Origin of the sequence: Weizmannia agrestimuris, from assembly GCF_943193165.1 — a bacterium.
In the GTDB taxonomy this organism is placed as follows: Bacteria; Bacillota; Bacilli; order Bacillales; family Bacillaceae_C; genus Weizmannia; species Weizmannia faecalis.
On record NZ_CALPDC010000080.1, the window covers coordinates 1 to 6,134 of the forward strand.

A 6,134-nucleotide genomic window follows, 5' to 3' on the forward strand; every position below is an offset into this window, starting at 1 on the left:
CGGACACCACTATATCCTTACTCTTGGGAAATCTACCTATTAACGGCGTTTGTTATATTTTCGTCACGGATTCAGGTATAACTTTATCATTGCATTGGACTTAGCTCAAAGGTCTATTATAGTTTATATAAGTAAGGAGGAATATTCGATGAATATCAAAAAAGCAGCTGAAATGTTTGATTTAAGTGTTGATACACTCCGATATTATGAACGGGTAGGTGTTATCCCACCTGTTCACCGAAATGCAAGTGGATATCGTGACTATACGACGAACGATTTGAATTGGATTTATTTAGCTAAAAATTTGCGTAATGCCGGATTATCGGTTGAATCCTTAATTGAGTTTGCCCAGTTGGCCCAATTACGAGAAACGCAAGATGTAGAAGAAGCTCAAAAACAGATTTTATTTGATCAGTTGGAGGAGCTGGATAAAAAGTTAGCCGAAATGCAGGAAGTTAGGGAATTACTAGTTTATAAAATTGAAACTTATGATGAGCATATCGCAAAATTCAAGACAGGTGAAATGGCATCTGATAAAGTCGAAAAATTGTGGGAACGAAAAAAATAAAACTTTTTCCTTGCCATGGACTTAACTCCAAGGTTTAGGATAGGTAATGAATCAAAGTTAGAGGAGGAAAACAACATGCAAACAATCAAATTAAACAATGGTGTGGAAATACCACAATTAGGGTTTGGAGTTTACCAAATTCCATTGGATGAAACAGTTGAAGCAGTTTATCAAGCAATCAAAGCAGGATATCGTTTGATCGACACGGCTTCTATATATGGAAATGAAAAAGAAACGGGTGAAGGTATCAAACGAGCAATTGACGAAGGGCTTGTTACACGTGAAGAACTTTTTGTAACCTCTAAGTTGTTTATTTTACAAGCACCGGAATCTAAAGCAACTGAGACGATTGAACACTCACTTGATACTATGGGGCTAGACTATCTTGATCTTTATCTTATTCACCAACCTTATGGCGATGTTTATGGAGCATGGAGAGCAATGGTTGCAGCGCAAAAAGCAGGTAAATTGCGTGCAATTGGTATTTCAAATTTCAAATCAGCTAAGATGATTGAATTTGTTGGGCTGAATGAAGTGAAGCCTCAAATCAATCAAATTGAAGTGAACCCTTGGAATCAGAGAATTGAAGATCAAAAATGGCATGAAAAATATGGTGTACAAGTGGAAGCTTGGGCTCCATTTGCTGAAGGACGTCACGATCTATTCACAAATCCTGTATTAGCAGAAATCGGAGAACAATATGGCAAAACTGTTGGACAAGTCGTGCTTCGCTGGTTAATGCAACGAGGAATTGTTGCATTGGCTAAATCTGTTCGTCCAGAACGAATGGCTGAAAACATTGATATCTTTGATTTTGAACTTTCAAAAGAAGATATTGAAAAAATAGCTGCTTTAGATATGAAAGAATCAGCTTTCTTTGATCATGATGCTCCACAACAAGTTGAATGGTTCATGAATCGCATGTTGGACACAGAAAAATGATGAAAAATATCCTTATCATTGGTGCAGGCGGTCAAATTCCAGAAGTGCTGATACCACTTTTACAAGAACAAGCTGATCTGAAATTAACATTGTTTGGTCGTCATGCAACTAGCCTACCCTATACGAATGTAACAAAGATTTCTGGTAATGCAGGGAATGTATCAGATTTGGTGAACGCCATGCAAAACCAAGAGATGGTTTATATGAATTTTGACAATAAAAAAATTACAGAAACAGTCATTGAGGCAATGCATAAAACTGGCGTTAAGCGCATCATTCAAGCAGGTGTATTAAGTGTATACGGCGAAGTTGCGGAACCTTTTGCCACATGGAATAGTCGAATGATGGGCGGATCGATTGCTCATAACCGTGGAGTAGAATCACTTGAAGCAAGTGATTTAGATTACACCTATATGCGGATGACTTGGTTATATAATGGCAAACGAAAGGATTATGTCGCAAGCCCAAAAGGAGAACCATTTTTAGGCGCTCAAATTACTAGACGTGCAATTGCTCAATTTGTTATCGATAATATTACAGGCAAACGAAACGATATCCGAGCAAGTATCGGCTTATGGGAACCTGGCTCAGAAAATAAATCAAAACCTGATTTTTATTGATTTAAGTGGTGTAGGATGTAAATCAATCAGCAGATCATAGAAAAGGCTGTGACATAGTCCATATTCGTACTATGTCACAGCCTATTTATGGATGAAAAGCACAGTACAAAGGTGGAGATTTAGATGATTAAGAAGAATGCCATTTTCTTGCTGATAACAGTTATATGCGTCATTATCGTTGGTTTCATTATTCTTTCAAAAACAACAAATCAGAATGAAAAGGAAGGAGCAACCATGAAAAATTCAAAAACATTGATTGTCTATTACTCAAGGACGGGGAATACTAAGGCAGTTGCCGAACTTATCCAAGAAAAAGTTGGTGGAGATCTCGTACAAATTGAAACAAAAGAGCCAAGACCAAAGGATTACAGAACGGAAGTAGAACAAAATGCGCAAGAACAAGAGAGTGCTACCCTACCAGAATTAAAAACAACCATTACTAATTTTGAGGACTATGATCGTATTTTTATTGGTGCGCCCACATGGAACATGGCTTTGCCTCAAGCGGTCGTTTCATTTTTAGATAGTTATAATTTTGAGGGGAAAACGGTGATCCCATTTAACACGAATGGCGGTTACGGTCCTGGTTCAACCTTTAGACAGATAAAAGCTGGTGCGAAAGGAGCGAAAGTTCTAGAAGGATATTCTGTAAAGGGCGGGGAAGAAATTAACGGTACCATGCTTGCAATTAAAGGTAAAAATAAAGCTGAGGTATCAAAGGAAATAGATACCTGGCTAGAAAAAATTAAACAATTAAAGACTAAAACTTGAAACACTAAAATTCATTCTCATTACTTGTCTTACAAGGGTTTAGAGCAAAAATAAAAGCATGAACACTGGAAACTCGGTATAATTGAAGTGCTAACTAACAATTAATCGAGGAGTGTTCATGTTATGAAAATTATAACACAAAACGACCATCAATCTCTTGAAGTTTTATCTTCAATCGAAGCATTTTTTTTGCGTTTTCGCTTATCTCAAATTGCGAAGGTTTCAAACGCTGTAAAGACAAAAGGTGTTCCATTTCGAACGCTGTTCTGTTATTTGATCAGTACACTTTTCTCAAACAGATCTGCATACCGTGATTATTTGAAGCATCAAGATCAGCTCGGATTCTCAGATAAGACCTTCCGTAATCTGCTGAATAACGGCAAAATCAATTGGCAAAAGTTCTTGGTTTTGCTCTGCCGCCGTATCATTGTGTTCATCGAACCCTTGACCGAACCAACACGCCGGAATGTATTCATTGTGGATGATTCCATGTATGAGCGAGCCAGCGCAAAGCACGTTGAACTAGCGGCGTTTCAGTTTGACCATGCGAAACACAAACATACCCGTGGCTTTCGGTTTCTTCAACTAGGTTGGAGTGACGGCAACACATTCCTCCCTGTTAACTTTTCCTTGCTTTCTGGCAAGAATCAAGTGTGCAACCCAAAATCCATCGACGGCCATACACTTTCAGGAAAGCGTAAGATTCAGGCACAGCGCAAAGCAACCAATGTAGTGTTGGAATTGTTATCATCAGCCTTGTCTCAAGGAGTGAATGCTTCCTACGTCTTGTTTGATTCCTGGTTTTCTAGCCCTAAGATGTTTCATCAGTTGCGTGAAATGGGACTTCATGGAGTAGCCATGGTGAAACGTTCTAAGAAAGTTTATTACCAGTTCAACGGTGGACTGATGGATGTGAAAACGATCTTTAACACCCAGAAGAAACGTCGCGGACGTTCACGCTATCTGTTATCCGTTCTTGTTGAAGCAGTTGACGGGGAAACGTCGGTTCCAGTCAAACTTGTTTATATCCGCAACCGCAATAAACGAAATGATTACCTTGTCTTGGCGACAACGGACACCCGGCTCTCTGAAGATGAAGTTATTCAGCTTTACGGAAAGCGCTGGTCGATTGAAGTATACTTCAAGATGTGTAAACAGTACCTCCGCCTGGCAAAATATCAAGGATTGTCTTATGACGGTATCTTTGCACATACCGCTCTTGTCGCAATTGGTTACTCAATCCTTGCAGTCCAACACCGTGAACAGGTAGATGATCGGACCCTGGGTGAATTGTTTTATCTCATGGTTGATGAACTTACTGACGTCACCTTCGCAGAAGCGATTCAACAATTGATTGATTTATTTAAAGAAGCTTTTAAGGATGAGTATATCCTTTGTGAAGAAGTACTAAATACTATTATTGAGCAATTTTTAAAAAAGTTACCTGTCAGCTATCAAAAACACCTAATTAAAGCAGCTTAGCTCTAAATTAGCCGGGGTAACCGCAGTGGTGACAAGGGGTTTGCACGATTTTCGTACTTTCAAGTTTTAGTTAAAGAAATAGAAAGGTGTTAGAAAAGTTGCATAAAGAAAAATTTGGAGTCATCTTACCGATTACATTGATATCCTATTTTTTGATATTAATGGATAACTCGATCATTTTTACCAGTTCAGTGCAGATAGGCGAAAGCCTGAACTTATCTGCCGCATCACTTTCATGGGTATCAAGTGCGTACACGCTCATGTTCGGAGGCTTCCTGCTTCTAAGTGGACGGCTTTCTGATTTACTGGGAAGAAAACGTATTTTTCTGTTTGGGCTGCTCATTTTTGGGATCAGTTCACTAATCATTGGTCTATCAAGAACAGCTGAGATGGTGATTGCTATGCGCGCGATTCAAGGGATTGGCAGCTCGATTATTGCACCTACAACCCTTGCATTAATCATGGATGCATATCAGAACAATATGAGACAGCGTGCTATTTCATATTATGGCGCAACAGCAGGAATTGGTTCGAGTGTCGGTTTATTAGTTGGCGGTGGGCTGACTAGCTTGATTTCTTGGCGAGCTGGTTTCCTGATAAATGTACCGTTCACTCTTCTTCTGTTTTTCTTAACATTAAGGTACGTAAAAAATTCAGAACGACGAAAAGAAAGAATTGATTATCTAGGCAGTTTATTAGCAATCACAGGATTAATTGGTATCATATATGGATTTACAGAAAGCAAAGGTATATTCATCATTGCCGGTATGATTATCTTAGGCTTATTCATTTTCTGGGAACGAAGCGTTCCATATCCCCTGTTGCCATTATCACTCTTTAAAAATAAGATACGATCCGGTGCATATGCCGCACGGCTTTTATTTATGATGGCAATGTTGCCATTTTGGTTCTTTTTACCGCAAATGATGCAGAGCCAATATGGCTTTTCGGCCTTACAATCTGGTCTGGCATTTTTACCTCTGACAATCGTCAATTTTATCATAGCCATGCAATTACCGCGATTAATCGCTAAATTTGGAAATAGCAAAGTTTTACTTGTTGGTGAGATAATATTAGTGGCTGGGTTAATTTTACTTGCTTTCTCTAACCCAGCCAATGGTTATTGGCGTACTATTTTCATTCCTATGGTAATACTAGGTTTGGGGCAAGGACTGATTTTAGCACCGGTCACCTCAGCAGGCGTTCATGAAGCGCCAACTGAACTAGCTGGTATTGCGAGCGGCGTTACAAATACCATGCATCAAATTGGCGGGCCAATCGGCTTATCTTTAATTGTCTCGACTGCTACTGATTTTTCTATTGAAATCTGGTTAATGACGTTATTTACACTCGCTTCTATACTGGTGGTTGCTATTTTTGTGAATGAAAAGAAATAGTGATTACTTCTGAACAGAGCAAAAATGATTAATTTAATGATAAACAAAATAAATCCCTGTCTATCTTTATCTTGGCAGGGATTTATTTTTTAAAAATCTTTGAAATTAACAAATAAATGAAAAAGTTAGTGCCATTTAAAAAGAAAAATGACATCTTAATATCAATCACAGCCCCGAATTTACATTATAAAACAAAATTTACCACGTCTATTCATCGTCCAATTTCTTTCACCAAAAATCGAATAAAGAGAGAGATTCTCATGTGAATTGTTAATATCCTGAATCCGTGACGAAATTTCCGCTTAAAGGCAAACAAATCGCATAAAATTTAGTATAATTGGTATATCAGACAAA

Annotated in this window: 6 protein-coding genes; all 6 read left to right on the plus strand. The window is 38.3% G+C overall.

Annotated elements, in window-relative coordinates:
- Positions 1 to 148 precede the first annotated feature (148 nt).
- The 6 genes from NFR98_RS15440 (at position 149) to NFR98_RS15465 (ending at position 5,780) form a co-directional block, all read left to right on the plus strand.
- Positions 149 to 568: a MerR family transcriptional regulator gene (locus tag NFR98_RS15440; protein ID WP_061087144.1), complete on the plus strand. Its 420-nt coding sequence runs from the start codon at positions 149 to 151 to the stop codon at positions 566 to 568.
- Between the two features lie 75 nt (positions 569 to 643).
- A complete protein-coding gene (locus tag NFR98_RS15445; protein WP_061087143.1) occupies positions 644 to 1,510 on the plus strand; it encodes an aldo/keto reductase in 867 nt (288 codons plus the stop codon).
- Entirely contained in the window at positions 1,507 to 2,130 is a 624-nt protein-coding gene (locus tag NFR98_RS15450; protein ID WP_061087142.1) for an NAD(P)H-binding protein, read from the plus strand. The genes NFR98_RS15445 and NFR98_RS15450 overlap by 4 nt, the downstream gene beginning before the upstream one ends.
- Positions 2,131 to 2,253: 123 nt before the next feature.
- Positions 2,254 to 2,901 (plus strand): flavodoxin, encoded by a 648-nt coding sequence (locus NFR98_RS15455; protein WP_230951768.1) that lies wholly within the window; start codon positions 2,254 to 2,256, stop codon positions 2,899 to 2,901.
- Between the two features lie 123 nt (positions 2,902 to 3,024).
- Positions 3,025 to 4,383, plus strand: coding sequence for an IS4 family transposase (locus NFR98_RS15460; protein WP_251460556.1), 1,359 nt, complete (start codon positions 3,025 to 3,027; stop codon positions 4,381 to 4,383).
- Positions 4,384 to 4,481: 98 nt separating this feature from the next.
- On the plus strand, positions 4,482 to 5,780 hold the full coding sequence (locus NFR98_RS15465; protein WP_081092984.1) for an MFS transporter: 1,299 nt from the start codon (positions 4,482 to 4,484) through the stop codon (positions 5,778 to 5,780).
- The last annotated feature ends 354 nt before the right edge of the window (positions 5,781 to 6,134 follow it).